General features: G+C 73.5%; 16 protein-coding genes. 1 reads left to right on the top strand and 15 read right to left on the bottom strand.

Annotated features, from left to right (window positions below):
• From carB to AB5970_RS17475, 8 genes are all read right to left on the bottom strand, one after another.
• Positions 1-3,287 (bottom strand): carbamoyl-phosphate synthase large subunit (gene carB, locus AB5970_RS17510; RefSeq protein WP_370505227.1); only part of this gene is annotated, 3,287 nt, incomplete at its 3' end.
• Positions 3,287-4,456, bottom strand: a complete 1,170-nt coding sequence (gene carA, locus AB5970_RS17505) for a glutamine-hydrolyzing carbamoyl-phosphate synthase small subunit (RefSeq protein ID WP_370505226.1) — start codon at positions 4,454-4,456, stop codon at positions 3,287-3,289. The genes carA and carB, both read right to left, overlap by 1 nt.
• Positions 4,453-4,986 carry a hypothetical protein gene (locus tag AB5970_RS17500; RefSeq protein ID WP_370505225.1) on the bottom strand — a complete coding sequence of 178 codons (534 nt, stop codon included), beginning with the start codon at positions 4,984-4,986 and terminating at the stop codon, positions 4,453-4,455. Before AB5970_RS17500 ends, carA begins: the two co-directional genes overlap by 4 nt.
• Positions 4,983-6,305, bottom strand: a complete 1,323-nt coding sequence (locus AB5970_RS17495; RefSeq protein WP_370505224.1) for a dihydroorotase — start codon at positions 6,303-6,305, stop codon at positions 4,983-4,985. Before AB5970_RS17495 ends, AB5970_RS17500 begins: the two co-directional genes overlap by 4 nt.
• On the bottom strand, positions 6,302-7,327 hold the full coding sequence (locus tag AB5970_RS17490) for an aspartate carbamoyltransferase catalytic subunit (protein WP_370505223.1): 1,026 nt from the start codon (positions 7,325-7,327) through the stop codon (positions 6,302-6,304). The genes AB5970_RS17495 and AB5970_RS17490 overlap by 4 nt, the downstream gene beginning before the upstream one ends.
• Positions 7,324-7,914 carry a bifunctional pyr operon transcriptional regulator/uracil phosphoribosyltransferase PyrR gene (gene pyrR / locus AB5970_RS17485; RefSeq protein WP_370505222.1) on the bottom strand — a complete coding sequence of 197 codons (591 nt, stop codon included), beginning with the start codon at positions 7,912-7,914 and terminating at the stop codon, positions 7,324-7,326. Before pyrR ends, AB5970_RS17490 begins: the two co-directional genes overlap by 4 nt.
• Before the next feature lie 110 nt (positions 7,915-8,024).
• Positions 8,025-9,434 carry a pyridoxal phosphate-dependent decarboxylase family protein gene (locus AB5970_RS17480; protein ID WP_370505221.1) on the bottom strand — a complete coding sequence of 470 codons (1,410 nt, stop codon included), beginning with the start codon at positions 9,432-9,434 and terminating at the stop codon, positions 8,025-8,027.
• Positions 9,431-10,831: an MFS transporter gene (locus AB5970_RS17475; RefSeq protein WP_370505220.1), complete on the bottom strand. Its 1,401-nt coding sequence runs from the start codon at positions 10,829-10,831 to the stop codon at positions 9,431-9,433. The genes AB5970_RS17480 and AB5970_RS17475 overlap by 4 nt, the downstream gene beginning before the upstream one ends.
• Positions 10,832-10,948: 117 nt before the next feature.
• Between AB5970_RS17475 and AB5970_RS17470 the strand changes: the two genes are divergently transcribed.
• Positions 10,949-13,234 (top strand): putative bifunctional diguanylate cyclase/phosphodiesterase, encoded by a 2,286-nt coding sequence (locus tag AB5970_RS17470; protein ID WP_370505219.1) that lies wholly within the window; start codon positions 10,949-10,951, stop codon positions 13,232-13,234.
• Between the two features lie 39 nt (positions 13,235-13,273).
• Here the strand turns inward: AB5970_RS17470 and nusB are convergent, their stop codons facing one another.
• The 7 genes from nusB to aroC all read right to left on the bottom strand — a co-directional run bounded on the left by nusB (position 13,274) and on the right by aroC (position 18,917).
• Positions 13,274-13,690 (bottom strand): transcription antitermination factor NusB, encoded by a 417-nt coding sequence (nusB, locus tag AB5970_RS17465; protein WP_370505218.1) that lies wholly within the window; start codon positions 13,688-13,690, stop codon positions 13,274-13,276.
• A gap of 1 nt (position 13,691) precedes the next feature.
• The gene (efp, locus tag AB5970_RS17460; protein WP_370505217.1) at positions 13,692-14,255 is read right to left on the bottom strand and encodes an elongation factor P; all 564 of its coding nucleotides are present in this window, start codon (positions 14,253-14,255) and stop codon (positions 13,692-13,694) included.
• Positions 14,256-14,505: 250 nt separating this feature from the next.
• Positions 14,506-14,901: an endonuclease domain-containing protein gene (locus AB5970_RS17455; protein ID WP_370505216.1), complete on the bottom strand. Its 396-nt coding sequence runs from the start codon at positions 14,899-14,901 to the stop codon at positions 14,506-14,508.
• 670 nt (positions 14,902-15,571) lie between these two features.
• A complete protein-coding gene (locus AB5970_RS17450; protein ID WP_370505215.1) occupies positions 15,572-16,012 on the bottom strand; it encodes a type II 3-dehydroquinate dehydratase in 441 nt (146 codons plus the stop codon).
• Between the two features lie 30 nt (positions 16,013-16,042).
• A complete protein-coding gene (gene aroB / locus AB5970_RS17445; protein WP_370505214.1) occupies positions 16,043-17,167 on the bottom strand; it encodes a 3-dehydroquinate synthase in 1,125 nt (374 codons plus the stop codon).
• A complete protein-coding gene (locus AB5970_RS17440) occupies positions 17,164-17,727 on the bottom strand; it encodes a shikimate kinase (RefSeq protein ID WP_370505213.1) in 564 nt (187 codons plus the stop codon). The genes aroB and AB5970_RS17440 overlap by 4 nt, the downstream gene beginning before the upstream one ends.
• A complete protein-coding gene (gene aroC / locus AB5970_RS17435; RefSeq protein WP_370505212.1) occupies positions 17,727-18,917 on the bottom strand; it encodes a chorismate synthase in 1,191 nt (396 codons plus the stop codon). Before aroC ends, AB5970_RS17440 begins: the two co-directional genes overlap by 1 nt.
• Between the last annotated feature and the right edge of the window lie 72 nt (positions 18,918-18,989).

Below are 18,989 nucleotides of genomic sequence, written 5' to 3'. Positions count from 1 at the left end.
TGCTCCTGGAGGCTGGTCACGCGGAACGGGCCCGCCTGGCGCGCCTCGATGGCCTGCACGGCCGCGCCGAGCTGCTGGACGGTGGTCACCATGGCCTTGTCGGCCGCGACGGTCGCCGCGCGGATCTCGTAGCCGTCCGCGCGAGCGCCCTGCCCCGACGGGGTGTTCACGACGATGTCGACCTCCCCGGCGGTGATGAGGTCGACGATGGTCGGCTCCCCCGCCGCGCCGCGGCCGGACGAGTACTTGCGGACCACGGTCGAGGCGATGCCGCTGCGGTGCAGGACCGCCGAGGTGCCCTCGGTCGCCAGGATCTCGAAGCCGAGCTCCGCGAGCCGCTTGACGGGGAAGACGATCGAGCGCTTGTCGCGGTCGGCCACCGAGATGAACGCCCGGCCGCCGGTCGGCAGGCCGCCGAACGCCGCGTCCTGGGACTTGGCGAACGCCGTCGGGAAGTCCACGTCGAAGCCCATGACCTCGCCCGTCGAGCGCATCTCCGGGCCGAGCACGGTGTCGACGACGACGCCCTCCTTGGTGCGGAACCGCTTGAAGGGCAGCACGGCCTCCTTCACCGCGATCGGCGAGTCGAGGTCGAGCACGCTCGCGTCGTCGACCGGCAGGATGCCCATGGCGCGCAGGTCGGCGATCGAGCGGCCGGCCATGACCAGGGCCGCGGCCTTGGCCAGCGAGACGCCGGTCGCCTTGGAGACGAACGGCACCGTGCGCGAGGCGCGCGGGTTGGCCTCGAGCACGTAGAGCACGTCGGAGACCAGCGCGAACTGGATGTTGAGCAGCCCGTGCACGCCGACGCCGCGCGCGATCGCCTCGGTCGACAGGCGGATGCGCTCGAGCTCGGAGGCCGAGAGCGTCACCGGCGGCAGCGTGCACGCCGAGTCGCCGGAGTGGATGCCGGCCTCCTCGATGTGCTCCATGACGCCGCCGAGGAACAGCTCGGTGCCGTCGAAGAGCGCGTCGACGTCGATCTCGATGGCGTCGTCGAGGAAGCGGTCGATGAGCAGCGGCGGCAGCGTGCCCGCGCGCCCCCCGTCGGCCGCGTTGTCCAGCGCGCGCTGCACGTACTCGTTGAGCTGGGGCTCGTCGTAGACGATCTCCATGCCCCGTCCGCCCAGCACGTACGACGGGCGGACCAGGACCGGGAAGCCGATCCGACGTGCCGTGTCGCGGGCGCCCGCCTGCGTGGTGGCCGTGCCGAACGCCGGCGCGGGCAGGCCGGCCGCTTCGAGCACCTTGCCGAACTCCCCGCGGTCCTCGGCGGCGTCGATCGCGGCCGGAGACGTGCCGAGGATCGGCAGGCCGGCGTCCAGCAGGCGCTGGGCCAGCGAGAGCGGCGTCTGGCCGCCGAGGGTGACGATGAGGCCCTCGACCGGCCCGGCGGCGAGCTCGGCCGTGTAGACCTCGAGCACGTCCTCGAACGTCAGGGGCTCGAAGTACAGCCTGTCGGACGTGTCGTAGTCCGTGGAGACGGTCTCGGGGTTGCAGTTGACCATGACGGTCTCGAACTCGCCCTTGAGCGCCAGCGCGGCGTGCACGCACGAGTAGTCGAACTCGATGCCCTGCCCGATGCGGTTGGGGCCGGACCCGAGGATGAGGATCGCCGGGCGGGTGCGCGGCGCGACCTCGGTCTCCTCCTCGTAGGTGGAGTAGTGGTACGGCGTGCTCGCGGCGAACTCGGCGGCGCAGGTGTCCACGGTCTTGAACACCGGGCGCAGCCCGACGGCGTGGCGGGCGCGGCGCACGGCGTCCTCGGACGTCCGGCGCAGCGTCGCGATCTGCGCGTCCGACAGGCCGTGGCGCTTGGCGTGCAGCAGCACGTCGCGCGTCAGGGCGTCGGCGGTGCGCGTCTGCTCGGCCACCTCGTTGACGAGCTGGATCTGGTCGAGGAACCAGGGGTCGATCCCCGTGAGCTCGTAGACCCGCTCCAGCGGGACGCCGGACCGCAGCACCTGCTGGACGTCGACCAGGCGGTGCTCGGTGGGCCGGGAGATCGTCGCGACCAGCGCCTCGAGCGCGTCGCCGGCCAGGGCGTCGCCGGCCCAGTGGAACACCGAGCCCTTCTTGTCGATCGACCGCATGGCCTTGCCCAGCGCCTCGGTGAAGTTGCGGCCCAGGGCCATCGCCTCGCCGACCGACTTCATGGTCGTCGTCAGGGTGTCGTCGGCGGCCGGGAACTTCTCGAACGCGAACCGCGGGACCTTGACCACGACGTAGTCGAGCGTGGGCTCGAACGACGCCGGCGTCGAGCCGCCCGTGATGTCGTTGGGGATCTCGTCCAGCGTGTACCCGACGGCCAGCTTGGCGGCGATCTTGGCGATCGGGAACCCGGTCGCCTTGGAGGCCAGCGCGCTCGACCGGGACACCCGCGGGTTCATCTCGATGACGACGACGCGGCCGGTGGACGGCTCGATGGCGAACTGGATGTTGCAGCCGCCGGTGTCGACGCCGACCTCGCGGATGACCGCGATGCCGATGTCGCGCAGCCGCTGGTACTCGCGGTCGGTCAGCGTGAGCGCCGGGGCGACCGTGACGGAGTCACCGGTGTGCACACCGACGGGGTCGACGTTCTCGATCGAGCAGACGACCACGACGTTGTCGTGCTTGTCGCGCATGAGCTCGAGCTCGTACTCCTTCCAGCCGAGGATGGACTCCTCCAGGAGCACCTCGGTGGTCGGCGAGTAGTGCAGGCCCTGGCCGACGATCCGGCGCAGGTCGGTCTCGTCGTACGCGATCCCCGACCCGAGGCCGCCCATGGTGAACGACGGGCGCACGACGACCGGGTAGCGCAGGTCGTCGACCGCCGCGAGGGCGTCCTCGATCGTGTGCACGATCGCGGAGCGCGCGCTCTCGGCGCCGCAGACCGCCACGACCTCCTTGAACTGCTCGCGGTCCTCGCCCTTCTGGATCGACGCGATGTTGGCGCCGATCAGCTCGACGTCGTACTTCTCCAGCACGCCGGCCTCGTCCAGCGCGATCGCCGCGTTGAGGGCCGTCTGGCCGCCCAGCGTCGGGAGGATCGCGTCCGGGCGCTCCTTGGCGATGATCGTGGTGAGGATCTCCGTGGTGATCGGCTCGACGTAGGTGGCGTCGGCGAACTCGGGGTCCGTCATGATCGTGGCCGGGTTGGAGTTGACCAGGATGACCCGCAGGCCCTCCTCCTTGAGCACGCGGCAGGCCTGCGTCCCGGAGTAGTCGAACTCGCAGGCCTGGCCGATGACGATCGGGCCGGACCCGATGACCAGGACGCTGCTGATGTCTGTGCGCCGGGGCATCAGGCGGCACCCTTCTCGTCGGTCGGTCGGGGCTTCATGAGGTCGAGGAATCGGTCGAAGAGGTACGCGGCGTCGTGCGGGCCCGCGGCCGCCTCCGGGTGGTACTGCACCGAGAAGGCGGGCAGGTCGAGCGCCTCCAGGCCCTCGACGACGTCGTCGTTGAGGTCCACGTGGCTGACGACCACCCGGCCGTAGCGGCCGCCGTCGTGCGGCGCGACAGACTCGCCGTCGAGCGGAGCGTCGACCGCGAAGCCGTGGTTGTGCGCGGTGATCTCGACCTTGCCCGTGCGGCGGTCCATCACCGGCTGGTTCACGCCGCGGTGGCCGTAGCCCAGCTTGTAGGTGCCGTACCCCAGCGCGCGGCCGAGCAGCTGGTTGCCGTAGCAGATGCCGAAGAACGGGATCCGGCGGTCCAGCACGTCGCGCAGCAGGTCGATCTCGTGGGTGGCCGCGGCCGGGTCGCCCGGGCCGTTGGAGAAGAAGACGCCGTCCGCCTGCGTGGCCAGGACGTCGTCGATCGTCGCGCTCGAGGGCAGCACGTGCACCCGGATCCCCCGCTCGGCCATCCGCTGCGGGGTCATGGCCTTGATGCCCAGGTCGACGGCGGCGACCGTGGCGACGTGCTCCCCCACCGGCTCGACCACGTAGGCGACGTCCGTGGAGACCTCGCCCGCCAGGTCGGCGCCGGCCATCGCCGGCGCCGCCAGGACCACGTCGAGCAGCTCGTCGTCCGGCTTGCGCTCGCCGTGCTCGTCCAGGAGCGCCGCGCCGGAGAAGATCCCGGCGCGCATCACGCCGCGCTCGCGCAGGTGGCGCGTCAGGGCGCGGGTGTCGATCGCGCTGATCCCGACGATGCCCTGGGCCACCAGGTCGTCGTCCAGCGTCCGCACCGACCGCCAGCTCGACGCGCGGCGGGCGGGGTCGCGCACGACGTAGCCGGCGACCCAGATCTGCGCCGACTCGTCGTCCTCGTCGTTGACGCCCGTGTTGCCGATGTGCGGCGCCGTCATGACGACGATCTGCCGGTGGTACGACGGGTCGGTCAGCGTCTCCTGGTAGCCCGTCATGCCGGTGTTGAAGACGATCTCGCCCAGCGTGGAGCCTTCGGCGCCGTAGGGGCGGCCCGTGAACGTCCGGCCGTCCTCGAGCACGAGTACTGCGTCGGTCATGAGTTCTCCTCCTGCGCGGGCGTGCCGCCCGTGGTCAGCTGCGTGAGTGCCTCGACGAGCCGCTCGCGGTCCGCGGCGTGCTTCGGTCGCAGGCCCGTGTCGAGGCCCCGGGGGTCGGCGGCGTCCGCCTGCCACGTGAGCACGACGACGCCCTCTCCCCCGACGACCTTGCCCGCCATGCCGGGCGCACCGGTCGCGCCGCGCACGGCCGCGGCCGGGACGAACAGGTCCGTGGCGCCCTGCCGGGTGATCCGCACGCCGGCGTCGAAGACCGTGACCTGCGCCGGGCTGCGGACGCCGAGGCCCTGCGCGGTGACCCGGTCCAGCCAGTCGCCCGCCCGGGTGGTCGAGACGTAGGTGGCGTCGAGCGGGCCGAGCCGCGTCGCGCCCAGCTCGTCGGGCGCCGCGGGCAGGTCCGGGACCAGCGCGGACGTCCGCCGCGTGCGCGCCTGCCACCCCGCGCGCATGCCCCAGAATGCGAGCAGCACCACGAGGACCAGGGCGAACGTCGAGACGGCCTGACGGCTCACGAGGAGACCACGATGCTCTCGTCGCACGCCGACCCGTCCATGACGGTCGCGCGCCCGCGCAGGAACGTCGCGATGACGCACCCCGACAGCTCGCGCCCGCGGAACGGCGAGTTGACGCTGTGGGTGGCCTGGTCCTCGGGCACGACGAGCCGTCGGACGTGCGGGTCCACCAGCGTGAGGTTGGCGGGCTCCCCCACGGCGATCGGGCGGCCGTGGTCGCTCACGCGGCCGATGCGGGCGGGCGCGGTCGACAGCACCCGCGCGACGTCGGCCCACGTCATCCTGCCCGTGTCGACCATCGTCTCCTGCACGACCGAGAGCGCGGTCTCCAGCCCGGTCATGCCGAACGCCGCGGCGCCCCACTCGCAGTCCTTGTCCTCGCGGGTGTGCGGCGCGTGGTCGGTGGCGACGATGTCGATCGTGCCGTCGGCCAGGCCCTCGCGGACCGCCTCGACGTCGCGCTGAGTGCGCAGCGGCGGGTTGACCTTGAACACCGGGTCGTAGCCGCGCGCGAGCTCGTCCGTGAGCATGAGGTGGTGCGGCGTGACCTCGGCGGTGACGTCGATGCCGCGCGACTTGGCCCAGCGGATGATCTCCACCGAGCCCGCCGTGGAGAGGTGGCAGACGTGCAGCCGCGAGCCGACGTGCTCGGCCAGCAGCACGTCGCGGGCGATGATCGCCTCCTCCGCGACCGCGGGCCAGCCGGCCAGCCCGAGCTCGGCCGAGACGACGCCCTCGTGCATCTGCGCGCCCTCGGTGAGCCGCGGCTCCTGCGCGTGCTGCGCGATGACCCCGTCGAACGCCTTGACGTACTCGAGCGCCCGGCGCATGACCACCGGGTCGCTCACGCACTTCCCGTCGTCGGAGAACACCCGCACCTGCGCCGCCGACTCGGCCATCGCGCCCAGTTCGGCCAGCCGCTCGCCCTCGAGCCCGACCGTCACGGCCCCCACGGGGCGCACGTCCGCCCAGCCGGCGTCGCGGCCGAGCCGCCACACCTGCTCCACGACGCCCGCGGTGTCCTGCGTCGGCGTCGTGTTCGCCATCGCGTGGACGGCCGTGAAGCCGCCCATCGCCGCGGCGCGGGTGCCGGAGCGGACCGTCTCGGCGTCCTCGCGGCCGGGCTCGCGCAGGTGGGTGTGCAGGTCGACCAGGCCGGGCAGCAGGACGAGCCCGCGCCCGTCGAGGATCACGGCGTCCGGCGCGGCCTGCGCCGCCGCGTCCGGGCCGATCGCGGCGATCACGCCGTCGGCCAGCAGCACGTCCGTCGTCTCGTCGCCCAGCGGGCTCACGGACCGCAGCAGGTAGTTCCTCGTCACGCGTCGGAGCCCTTCTCGTCGGTGCTGCTCTTCTCGGTGCTGCTCTTCTCGGCGGCCCGGGCGGGGGCGTCGCCGCCCGCGAGCAGCAGGTACAGGACGGCCATGCGGACCGCCACGCCGTTGGCCACCTGCTCCACGATCACCGCGCGCGGCGAGTCCGCGGCGTCCGCCGAGATCTCGAGACCGCGGTTCATCGGGCCGGGGTGCAGCACGATCGCGTGCTCCGGCAGCATCGCCAGGCGGCGGGCGTCGAGCCCGTAGCGGCGGGTGTACTCCAGCGGGCTGGGGAAGAACCCGCCGCCCGCGCTCGACATCCGCTCGCGCTGGACCCGCAGCATCATCACCGCGTCGGGCTTCTCGTCGGCGATGACCTCGTCCAGGTGGTACGACACGCGCGCCGGCCACGCGCCCACCCCGACGGGCAGCAGCGTGGGTGGCGCGACCAGGATCACCTCGGCGCCGAGCGTGTGCAGCAGCTGCACGTTCGACCGCGCGACGCGGCTGTGCAGCACGTCGCCGACGATCGCGACCCGCAGCCCGGCCAGGTCCCGCCCGGTGACGTCACCGGGGCCCGCCAGGTGGCGCCGCAGGGTGTAGGCGTCGAGCAGCGCCTGGGTGGGGTGCTGGTGCATCCCGTCGCCGGCGTTGATCACCGCGCCGTGCGTCCAGCCCGACGTCGCGAGCGTGTGCGGAGCGCCCGAGGCGTGGTGCCGGATGACCACCGCGTCCGCGCCCATCGCCTGCAGCGTGAGCGCGGTGTCCTTGAGCGACTCGCCCTTGGACACGCTGGAGCCTTTGGCGGAGAAGTTGATGACGTCGGCGGACAACCGCTTGGCCGCGGTCTCGAACGAGATGCGCGTGCGCGTGGAGTCCTCGAAGAAGAGGTTCACCACCGTCCGGCCGCGCAGCGTGGGCAGCTTCTTGATCTCGCGCGCCTGCGTCGCGGCCATGGAGCCCGCCGTGTCGAGGATCCGGACGGCGTCGACCACGTCGAGGTCGGCGGTGGACAGCAGGTGCTTCATCGCACCCCTCCCTCGATGAGGACGGCGTCGCGCCCGTCGCACTCCTCGAGCAGCACGCGCACGCGCTCGCTCGTGGAGGTGGGCAGGTTCTTGCCGACGTAGTCGGCGCGGATCGGCAGCTCGCGGTGACCGCGGTCCACCAGGGCCGCCAGCTGCACGGCGCGCGGTCGGCCCAGGTCGTTGAGGGCGTCCAGCGCGGCCCGGATGGTGCGGCCCGAGAAGAGGACGTCGTCGACGAGCACCACGACCTTGCCGTCCACGCCGCCGCCCGGGACGTCGGTGGCGCCGATGCTGCGGGTGGGGTGGTGCGCGAGGTCGTCGCGGTACATCGTCACGTCGAGGCTGCCGACGAGGAGCTCCAGGTCGAGCCCGGGCTCGACGGCGACGAGCCGCTGAGCCAGGCGCCGCGCGAGCGGGAGCCCCCGGGTCGGGATGCCCAGCAGGACGACGTCGGAGCCGCCCTTGTTGCGTTCGAGGATCTCGTGCGCGATGCGCGTGAGGGCCCGGCCGATCTCCGGGGCGCCGAGGACCACGTTGGCGTCGTCGTCGACGGTCTCGTGGGCGGGCGCGGGCGTGCCGTTGCTCATCAAGCAAACTCCTTCCCCGCCTCACAGGACGGGTCTTAAAGGAATGTCTCTCGAGCGGCCACTCTACCGCGCACGGGCGGCAGCTCCTGCCCCGTCTCACGCGACGAAGATCACTCCCGGGACGGGTCGATCGCGGAGGCCAGGACCTGGACCAGCAGCGGGTGGACCACCTCGGCGGGCAGCGCCTCCAGGGTGGCCATGACCCCCGCGAGCTCGTCGGGCAGCCCCTCGCTCAGCACCCGGCCGGCCAGGGACGGGTCCGGCACCGCCGCGGGCCGGCCGCGCACGGCGTCGGCCGCCGCGACCAGGGCGTCGACCAGCTCCTCGACGATCGCGCCGGTGACCGCGGTGACGGTCAGGTGGGCCGTCCGCGGCAGGGGCGCACCGCCCGGCTGGTCCATGGCCGGCTGGGCCTGCAGGAGCCAGCCCCGCCGGCGGACCTCGTCGATGAACGTGAACGGGTCGACGCGCTCGGCCGGGGGCACCGACTCGTCCGTGGCGAGCGCGACGAGCGGCCCGGTGGGCGCGCCCACCACCCGCAGGCCCCGGATGCCCGAGGCCGCCGCCAGCAGGCGGTCGGTCGTGCGCCGCGTGGTCGCGACGAGCTCCGCCAGCCCGTCGGTGCCCAGCACCTCGAGCACCGCCCACGCCGCGGCCATCGCGCCGACCCCGCGCGAACCGAGCATCGTCGGGTTCACCACCGGGTACCCGGGCCAGGCCGTCGTCGCGAAGTACTGCGCGCGGTGCCGCTCGGGCGCGCGGTACAGCAGGACGGAGGCGCCCTTCGGCGCGTAGCCGAACTTGTGCAGGTCCGCGGAGATCGACGTCACGCCCTCGACCGCGAGGTCCCACGGCGCGGCGGCGTCGCCCCACCACGGCAGCACCCAGCCGCCGATGCAGGCGTCGACGTGGCACGCGACGCCGCGCTCCGCAGCCCCCGCGGCCACCTCGACCACCGGGTCGACCACGCCGAACGGGTAGCTCGGGGCGCTGACGACGACGAGCGCGGTGCGGTCGTCGACCCGCGCGAGCACGTCGGCCGCCGACGGGGTGCCGGTCACCGGGTCCACCGGCACGGGGACCACGTCGAGGTCGAGGTACTGCGCCGCCTTGTGGAAGGCGGGGTGCGCGGTCGTCGGGAGCACCAGCGTGGCCCGGGCGTGCACCCGCCCGGGGTCGGCGGCCCGCCACAGGTCGCGCGCCGACTTCACGGCGAGCATGCAGGACTCCGTGCCGCCCGAGGTGACCGACCCGACCGTGCCCGCGTCCCCGTGCAGCACGTCCCGGGCGAACGCGACGAGCCGGCGCTCGAGGGCGGCCACCGACGTGAACGTCGTCGGGTCCAGGCCGTTGACCGGCAGGAACAGGCGGACGGCCTCGGCGGCCACCGCGTCCAGGTCGGGCCGGCCGGGGTCGTAGACGTACGACAGCACGCGTCCGCCGTGCGTGGGCGGGTCACCGGCGCGCAGCGCGGTGAGGTCCGCCAGGACGTCGGCGGCGGGGCGGGCGGCGGTGCTCACGGGTGGGCCTCCTCGGTGGAGCCGACGACGGCCGCGTCGACCACGGCCTCCGACAACGGGTAGCGGGCCAGGGGCAGCAGGCTGAGGAACGCCAGCGCGGCGGGCAGCACCGAGAACGCCACGGCGATGCCGGTGAGCGCCGACGCCGGCTGCGTCACGGTCACGTCCCCCGTCCGCGAGACGAACCCGGTGACCGCCAGCATGCCCAGCACGAGGGTCGGGCCGAGCGCGAGCCCCGCGGTCTCCCCCGCCGTCCACACGCCGCCGAGCACGCCCGCCCGGTCCTCGCCGCGCTCGCGGGCGTCGACCGCCACGACGTCGGGCAGCATCGCCAGCGGGTACAGCTGCATGCCGGCGTACGCGACCCCGGCGAGCGCCACGGACACGTAGACCCAGCCGCCCGGCGCCCACCGCATGGGCAGCAGCGAGAGCGCGGCGACGGCGAACAGGGAGGTGGCGCCGACGAGGGCCGCGCGCTTGCCGACGCGCCGCGAGATTCGCGTCGCCAGCGGCATGACGAGCAGGGCGGGCCCGACGAGCGCGACGAAGAGGAACGTCACCGCCCCCTCGGATCCCAGCGTGTAGGTGGCGACGTACTGGGCACCCGCGAGCATGGCCCCGGTGGCCAGCGCCTGCAGCACGAACGTCGAGAGCAGGCGACGGAACGCCGGGATCTCGCGGAGGGCCGACACCCCGAGACGCAGCGCGTCGCCGCGCCGCTCGGGGCGGGGACCGACGGGCGGCTCCGCGGCGACCGCGACCGCTGCCCGCCGCGGAGCGCCGGCCCACGCGGCGAGCATGCCGAGCCCGATCACGAGCCCGCCGACCACGCCCATCACGGCGTACCCGGCGCGACCGCCGCCGGCGGCGTCGCGCACCAGCGGACCGCCCGCGCCGAACGCGAGGATCGCCACGGCGAGCACGGCGATCCGCGGCGCCAGCAGGCGGGTCCGCGACTGGTAGTCGGGCGCGATCTCCGCGGGCAGCGCGATGTAGGGCACCTGGAAGACGCTGAACGAGGTCGCGGCCGCCACGAAGGCGACGACCACCCAGGTGGCCGCCGCCGAGCCGACGAGCGCGACGGGGGTCGCGAAGACGGCCGCGAAGAACAGCGGGATGGTGACCGCGCCGGCGAGCAGGAACCGACGGCGGCTGCCGTGCCGGGCGGCGGACACGTCCGACGCGGCGCCGATGAACGGGTCGATGACGACGTCCCACAGCTTCGGGACGGTCACCACGAGGCTCGCCAGGCCGGCCGCGACGCCGAGCGTGTCGGTCAGGTAGTAGGCCAGGACGAGGCCCGGCAGGGTGCCGAAGCCGCCGGTGCCGACCGAGCCGAGCGCGTAGCCCGCGACGGTCCTGCGCGGCAGCCGCACGGCGGTGGGGGTCGACGTCACGGCTGAATGATGCCAGCCGGCGCCACACCTTCCGGTCATGGGTGACATGACAGGTCACCCGGATGCCACGTCATCCCAGGGCACCGACGTGACGATGTCCCGTTCGTGCTCGGAACCGTGCCTACGTGGGTCACCGTGCTGCAGCTGCTCGCTGCAGGGTTGGTGGGGGGCTTCTGCGTCCTCCAGTGGGTGTGGTGGCGGGGCGAGGTCCGGCCCGCCAGCGCCGCGTGGTCCTTGGCGTGGTCGATCGACATGGCGCTCGTGCTGCTGGCAGGCGGTCTGTTCGCCCTGACCACGGCTGGCAGCGTGCGCGACGTCCTCGTGTTCGTGCACGCCCAGCTCGTCGCCGGCTTCCTGATCATCGCGATCCCGGCCACGCGCGCGATCGCCGGCGGACCCAAGTTCAGGTACTGGCTGTGGGCCGCGATCGCCCTGTTCACCGCCCGGGCCGTGCTCTGGTGGGTCCCGATGGACGGCCTCGTCGCGGATGCGGACGTCCTCGCCGCCGGCCTGCTGCTCCTGCCGACCGCCGTGGTCATCTCCTACGTGGTGGTGGCCGTCGGGCGCACCCGCCTCACGGCGTTCGGCTCGCTGCTCGTGATCGCCGGCGGGGAGTCGCTCGCCATCTTCACGGCGGGGGTCCTGGTCCGCGACTCCGGCCTGCGCGCGATGCTCGCCGCGCTCTGGGCGATCCCGCTCGCGGTCGGCATCGAGGTGCTCGCCCTCAACCGGCTGCGGGACGCGCAGGACGCGGCCGTGCGCCAGAACCAGATGCGCGACGCGCTCGCCCGGCTGGCCAACTCCGCCTGGTTCGTCAAGGACGCCGACGGGCTTCTGCTGACGGCCCGCGACGAGGCGCGCACGATCCTGCGCGACCCGAGCCTCGAGGGGTCGCTGCGGCCGATCGCGCGCGACCGGTTCGTCACCGAGCTGTTCTCCGCCGACAAGATCGAGCACACCCCGCAGGCGCGCACCTTCCTCATCGACCTGGCGCAGATCGTCTCCGCGGCCGCCGAGCGCTACCAGCTGAGCGAGCGCCTGCACACCACGGCGTTCGCCGACCCCCTCACGCGCCTGCCCAACCGCCGGGCCGTCGAGGAGCACCTGCTCGCCATGCTCGAGCGCGCGAACGTCGAGCGCACCCGCGTCTCACTCATCTACTGCGACCTCGACGGCTTCAAGCGGGTCAACGACTCGTACGGGCACGCGCACGGGGACGCCCTGCTCGTCCGGGTCGCCGACTACCTGCGGTCCGCCCTCCCGGACCGCGAGTCGTTCGTCGGGCGCGTGGGCGGCGACGAGTTCGTCATCGTCCTGGCCCGGGCGCCGCAGGACGTCGACCTCGTCGCGATCGCCCGGGCGATGCGCGAGGGCTTCGTCGACCGCACCGGCGGGAGCCGGCCCGCCCGCCTGACGGTCGGCGTGGCGACGTGGGTGCCGGGCGACGTCGTCGACGCCGACGGGCTGGTGCGGCACGCGGACACCGCGATGCTCGAGGCCAAGCGCTCCCGCTCCGGCTTCCGCGTCTTCGACCGCGCGCTGCGCCGCCGCGTCGAGGCCGAGCGCCACCAGCGCGCCGCGCTCGAGGCCGCCGTCGCCGCCGGCCACTTCACGGCCTACTTCCAGCCGATCGTCGACGCCCAGACCCTCGAGATCGTGCAGGTCGAGGCGCTCGCCCGCTGGGACCATCACGGCAACCTCATCCTGCCGGCCGACTGGCTCGAGCTCGCCGAGGAGTCGGGCCTCATCGTCCCCATCGGCCTCGAGGTGCTCAGCCAGGCCCGCCGGGCGCTCGAGCGGTTCCAGATGCCCGTGTCGGTCAACGTCGCCGCGCGCCAGCTGGCCGAGCCCGACGCGCTCGAGCAGATCGAGACGGCCTGGGGTGACGCGTTCTGGGAGCACCTGACCCTCGAGATCACCGAGAGCGCCCTGGTCCGCACGTCCTCGGCGGTGCCGGTCCTGTCGGAGCTGCGCGCGCGGGGGGCCCGGATCGCGGTCGACGACTTCGGCACCGGGTACAGCTCCCTGGCCCGCATCGCGCGGCTGCCCGTCGACGAGCTGAAGATCGACCGCTCGTTCGTGCGGGACATGGGCACCGAACGCGGCCGCGGGGTGGTCCGCGCGATCGTCGCGCTGGCGCACACCCACGGCCTGTCCATCGTCGCCGAGGGCGTGGAGACGCCCGGTCAGCTCACGGCCCTCGCCGACATGGGCGTCACGCGGGTGCAGGGCAACTTCCTCGGCCGGGCGGCGGCGAACCTCCCGGTCCGCGGGCCGCGGCCCACCACGGGGGCCACCGCCGTCGTCGCCGAGGCGGGCCGCTCCCTGCGGTCGGTCGGCGTGCCGACGCCGATCTCGGGCCGCGACGGCGGGCGCCTGACGGCGGTGCCCCGCCGGCTCTGACGCCGACGCCTTGCCGGCTCGGTCGCCGGCGCCGCGAGCTCAGGCGAGCAGGGTCGGCTTCAGGTCGACGATCCGGCCGAGCAGGCCGTTCACGAACTGCGGCGACTCGTCGGTGGACAGCGACCGCGCCAGCTCGACCGCCTCGTCCACGGCGACGGCGTCCGGCACGTCGTCGTTGAACAGGATCTCCCACGTGCCGATGCGCAGCAGCGCGCGGTCGACGGCCGGCATGCGGTCGATGGTCCAGCCGTGCGCGTGCGTGGCGAGCAGCTCGTCGATGCGGTCCTGCCGCGCGATCACGCCCTCGACCAGGTCGACCGAGTACTGCGGCAGCGACGTCTCGGTGCCCGGCTCCGCGATGCGGTCCGCGAGCAGCCCGACGGGGTCGATCCCCCGCTGGTCGGCCTCGAAGAGGACGTCGAGGGCCCGCTTGCGGGCCTTGGTGCGCGCACCCACCTCAGTCGTTCACACGGCCGAGGTAGCTCCCGTCACGGGTGTCCACCTTGACCTTCGTGTTGGACTCGAGGAACAGGGGCACCTGGATCTCGTAGCCGGTCTCCAGCGTCGCGGGCTTGGTGCCCGCCGACGAGCGGTCGCCCTGCAGGCCCGGCTCGGTGTACGTGACCTCGAGGACCACCGACGGGGGCAGCTCGACGTACAGCGGCACGCCCTCGTTCGTCGCCACCATGGCGTTCTGGTTCTCCAGCAGGAAGTGGGCGACGTCGCCGACCGTGACCTCCGGGATGTGCACCTGGTCGTACGTGTCCGTGTCCATGAACACGAAGTCGGTGCCGTCCTTGTACAGGTACTGCATGTCGCGCTTGTCGACGTTGGCCGTCTCGACCTTCAGGCCGGCGTTGAACGTGCGGTCGACCACCTTGCCGGACAGCACGTTCTTCAGCTTGGTGCGGACGAAGGCGCCACCCTTGCCGGGCTTGACGTGCTGGAACTCGATGACGGTCCACAGCTGGCCGTCGATCTTGAGCACGGTGCCGTTCTTGAGGTCGTTGGTGGTCGCCACGATCGTCGCTTCCTGTCGAGTGAGTGTTCTGCGCGGTCCGCCGGGGGCGCTCCCATGGGGTGTGCGCGGCATCAGCGGCCGCAGACCGCCGACTATCGTACCGTGCACCCTCCGTGCTCACTGCCGCGCTCCCCGGGCCCGGCGCCGAGCTCCGAGCCCGGAGCCCGACCCGCCGACGCCCCCGGCCTTCCCGCGGGAGAATCCGAGCCCGCGCCGACAATTCGTCGGCAGACTCTCTGGATCTCGGGCGTCATCTGCCGCACCGCAGGCGCGCCAGGTTCGCGCGGATCTGTGCGAGCACCATCGACGCCCGCTGCGTGAGGTCCTCCCAGGTGTATCGGAGCACCGTGCACCCCGCCGCGACCAGCCGGTTCTGACGGGTCCGGTCCGCCTGGAACCGATCCGGTCCGTGGAACGCCCGCCCGTCGACCTCGACGACGAGTCGGACGTCCGGGAACCAGACGTCCGCCGAGGCGGCGACCCCGATCTCCTCCCGCAACGACGCCCCGGCGGTCCACCCGACGATCCCCCCGGCGCGCAGGAGGTCGTGCAGCAGCTGCTCCGCAGGGCTGGCCACGCGTCCGACCAGCTGCGCGACGGCGGTGCGCCGCTGCAGGTTGCCCCACGCGTGCGGGTGGTCGGCCACCCACGTCGCCAGGACCTCGGCGTCGACCAGCCGCCGACCGATCGCCAGGCGACCAGCGCGGAGGACTCCCGAGGCCCCAGGCGCCCCAGGCAGTCGATGATCGTCCGGTCGCGCGTGGTGACCCGAGCGTCGCCGACCCGCGCGACGTCGAGCGGTCCGAGCGGGTAGGAGTGCACACGCAGCGGCCCTCGATGCTGGCGCGGCGACGGCACATCGACGTGGATGAGCCCGTCATCGGGGACCGGCAGCCCGTGCAGCCGGGCCGCCGTGCCCAGGCAGACGACGGCGTCGGGCCAACACAGGGCGGCAGCGTGCGCCTGCTGGTAGGGCCCGACGGGGACGACCGAGCAGATCAGAGCACGGCCGACGATCCGGGTCCACGACCGGTTGCGGAGCCGCTGGGCGACCTGGTGGCGCGACAGCCCGCAGGCCCGGGCCTGCTCGACGGAGAACACGCCGGCCTGAGCCGCGGCAGCCTCGGGCACCCAGTCCCGACCACGAAGAGTCACGCGGCGACCCTGCCCACGCCGAGCCCGACAACGGCCCCCGCTGCCCGATCCGGAGGCCCCAGCCCTCCCGGGAGGGGCTGTGGGCGCCTCGGACAACCGGCGATTCAGAGGTCCTGCCGACGAATCCTCGGCAGCACGTCGGAATCCCGCGCCCGACGAGGTCAGCGACGCGCGGCGATCGCCTCCAGCGCTAGGCGGTAGCTCTCCAGGCCGAATCCCGCGACCGTGCCGGTGGCGACCGGGCCGATCACCGAGACGTGCCGGAAGGCCTCGCGCGCGTACGGGTTGGACAGGTGCACCTCCACCAGGACCAGCCCGGCGTGAGTCACCTGCGCCGCGGCATCGCGCAGCGCGTACGAGTAGTGGGTGAACGCCGCGGGGTTGAGGGCGACGTGCGCGGCCGCGTCGACCGCTTCGTGCAGCCAGCCGATCAGCACGGCCTCGTCGTCGGTCTGGCGGACGTCGACGTCGAGGCCCAGGTCGGCGGCCCACCGAGCGACGGCGTCCACCAGGTCGGCGTGCGTCGCCGAGCCGTACACCTCGGGCTCGCGCACCCCCAGCCGGCCGAGGTTGGGACCGTTGAGCACCAGCACGCGCGTCATGCGAGGCAGCCTAGGTGACGGCCGCGCTGGTCAGAGGGAGATCGCACGCGACGGGGCGGGCGCGCCCTCGCTCAGCTCGGCGTACGCAGCGGCGAGCAGCGTCGGGTCCGGACCCTCGAGCCGCACGGGCTTGCCGATGTCCTCCAGCACGACGAACCGGAGCAGGTCCCCCCGCGTCTTCTTGTCCCGGCGCATGGCCGCGAGCAGGCGCTCCCACCGGTCTCCCCGGTAGGTGACGGGGAGCCCGAGGGAGGTGAGGATCGACCGGTGCCGGTCGACGACCTCGTCCGGGAGCCGTCCCGCGAGGCGTGCGAGCTCAGCCACGTAGACCATGCCCACTGAGACCGCCGCGCCGTGCCGCCACTGGAACCGCTCGACGTGCTCGATCGCGTGGGCGAACGTGTGCCCGTAATTCAGGATCTCGCGCAGGCCCCCCTCGCGGAGGTCCTCGCCGACGACCCGTGCCTTCACGGCCACGGCGCGCTCCACCAGCTCGAGCAGCACCGGCGACGACGCCGCCGCGACCGGGTCGGTGAGCACTGCGGTGTTCTGCTCGACCAGCTCGAGGATGCGCGGGTCCGCGATGAAGCCGCACTTGACCACCTCGGCCAGCCCCGCGACGAAGTCGTGCTTCGCCATCGACTCCAGCGCCGCGAGGTCGCACAGCACGCCGGCGGGTGGATGGAAGGCCCCGACGAGGTTCTTGCCTTCCGCGGTGTTGATGCCGGTCTTCCCGCCGACGGCCGCGTCGACCATCGCCAGGAGCGTCGTCGGCACCTGCACCACGCGGATGCCGCGCAACCAGGTGGCGGCGACGAACCCCCCGAGGTCGGTGGTCGCTCCCCCGCCGACGGCGACGATCGCGTCGGACCGCGTGAAGTCCGCCTGGCCCAGCACCTGCCACAGGAAGGCGGCGACCTGCGCGGTCTTGGCCTCCTCGGCGTCCGGGACCTCGGCGATGAACGCCTCGTACCCGTGCGCGCGCAGGTCCTCCCGCACGGCGTCGGCGGTGGTCGCCAGCGCCGCCGGGTGCACGACGAGCACGCGCCGCACGCTCTGGCCCAGCAGGTCGGGCAGGGCACCCAGGAGGTTGCGTCCGATGACGACGTCGTACGGCTGGTCGCCCTCGACACGGACGGTCCGGGACTCGGTCATGACGGGCTCCCTTCGCCGCGGCGCAGGACCGCGAGCTCCTGCTCGATCTGCTCGGCCACGTCGGCCGGCCGGCGACCGTCCGTCAGCACGCGGACCGTCGACAGCGCCTCGTACACCGGGCGTCGCGCCTCCATGAGCGCCTGCCACTGGGCGCGCGGGTTGCCCAGCAGCAGGGGCCGGGACTGGTTGAACCCGACCCGCGGGGCGGCGTGCGCGAGGGTCACGTCGAGGAACACCACGACTCCCCCACCCGCTGCGTACGCCGCGAGGGCCTCCTGCGTCGACGGGTCCAGCACGGCACCGCCGCCGAGGGCGAGGACTCCGTCGTGCGCGGCGAGAGCGGTCCGGACCGCGTCCCGCTCGAGGGCACGGAACGCCGGTTCGCCGTCCTCGACGAAGATCTCGGCGATCGCCTTGCCGGCGACCCTCTCGACATCCGCGTCGGTGTCCCGGACGGTGAGCTGCCAGCGCTCGCCGAGCGCGAGCGCGACAGTCGTCTTGCCGGATCCGGGCGGGCCGACGAGCACGATGGCGGGGCCGGCGGAGGAGAACTCGGGCATCAGGCGAGCAGGTCCGGGATCGACGCCACGTACGCCTCGAGGTTGCGACGCACCTCGGCCACCGAGTCACCCCCGGTCTTCGCCAGGAGCGCGTCGGCAAGCACCAGCGCGACCATCGCCTCGGCGACGACCGCCGCCGGCGGGACCGCGCAGACGTCCGAGCGCTGGTGCTGCGCCTTGGCGGCCTCACCCGTCGCCGTGTCGACGGTGTCGAGCGCGCGGGGCACCGTGGAGATGGGCTTCATGGCCGCGCGGACGCGCAGGATCTCGCCGTTGGTCATGCCTCCCTCGAGGCCACCGGCCCGGTTGGTCCGGCGCACGATCCGTCCTGTGGCGTCGCGCTCGATCTCGTCGTGCGCCTGCGACCCCCGGCGGGCCGCGGTGCGGAAGCCGTCGCCCACCTCGACCCCCTTGATCGCCTGGATGCCCATGAGCGCGGCGGCGAGGAGGCCGTCCAGGCGCCGGTCGGAGTGCACGTACGAGCCGAGCCCCGACGGGAGCCCGTAGGCGAGGACCTCCACGACGCCGCCGAGCGTGTCCCCGTCCTTGTGGCACTCGTCGATCTCGGCGACCATCGCGGCCGACGCGTCGGCGTCGAAGCAGCGGACGGGGTCGGCGTCGAGCAGGGCCGTGTCGTCGGGCGTCGGCAGCGCGGCGTCCTCGGGGGCGGACACGGGGCCGATGCTCACGACGTGCGAGACCAGCCGGACGCCGGCCGCCTGCTCGAGCAATCGCGCAGCCACCGTGCCGAGCGCCACGCGGGTGGCGGTCTCCCGCGCGCTGGCGCGCTCGAGCACAGGGCGCGCGTCGTCGAACCCGTACTTGCGCATGCCCACCAGGTCCGCGTGACCGGGTCGGGGCCGGGTCAAGGGTGCGTTCCGCGCCCGGTTCAGCACGTCGAGGTCCTCGACGGGGTCGGAGGACATCACGTCGACCCACTTGGGCCACTCGGTGTTGCCGATCTCGATGGCGACGGGACCGCCCTGGGTGCGCCCGTGCCGCACCCCGCCGAGGAGGCGCACCTCGTCACGCTCGAACTTCATCCGGGCCCCCCGGCCGTAGCCGAGCCGGCGCCGGGCGAGCGCGTCCTGGATGTCGGAGCTCTGCACCTCGACGTCGGCCGGCAGGCCCTCGAGGATGCCGACGAGCGCCGGGCCGTGGGACTCACCGGAGGTCAACCAACGAAGCATGTGACGGATCCTCCCATGACGCGGTCCACCCCTCGGGCGAGCGCCCGGGGGGTGGACCGTGTCAGTGCGTCG

Origin of the sequence: Cellulomonas sp. ICMP 17802, assembly GCF_041295535.1 — a bacterium.
In the GTDB taxonomy this organism is placed as follows: Bacteria; Actinomycetota; Actinomycetes; order Actinomycetales; family Cellulomonadaceae; genus Cellulomonas.
Note: the sequence above shows the minus strand (reverse complement) of the source record. Positions and strands in the feature narration are given on the sequence as shown.